The sequence below is a fragment of the Microbacterium sp. B19 genome, assembly GCF_000333395.1.
Lineage (GTDB): Bacteria > Actinomycetota > Actinomycetes > Actinomycetales > Microbacteriaceae > Microbacterium.
Genome location: NZ_BADA01000575.1, coordinates 1 through 395, shown reverse-complemented (window position 1 = coordinate 395; position 395 = coordinate 1). Strand labels below are relative to the sequence as shown.

The window sequence follows — 395 nt, the reverse complement described above, 5'->3', positions numbered from 1 at the left end:
CCCGGACACGTCGACTTCACGGTCGAGGTCGAGCGTTCGCTGCGCGTGCTCGACGGTGCCGTCGCCGTCTTCGACGGCAAGGAGGGCGTCGAGCCCCAGTCCGAGACGGTGTGGCGTCAGGCCGACAAGTACGACGTCCCCCGCATCTGCTTCGTCAACAAGATGGACAAGCTGGGCGCCGACTTCTACTTCACGGTCGACACGATCGTGAACCGCCTGAAGGCCAAGCCGCTCGTCATCCAGCTCCCCATCTCGGCGCGCAGTTCGTCGTCTGGGAGTACGCGACCGCGATCGCGGGCCGCCTCCTCGGGATCGACCCGTTCGACCAGCCCGACGTGGAGTCGGCGAAGGTCGCCGCGCGCGGTCTCCTCGACGCGCGCCCGGAGCCGACGGAG

1 protein-coding gene is annotated in these 395 nt (G+C 68.6%); it reads left to right on the top strand.

The annotated features are described in order from the left end of the window. Positions 1-395: GTP-binding protein (locus I5G_RS23790; RefSeq protein WP_036329571.1), on the top strand; the 395-nt coding region annotated here is incomplete at both ends.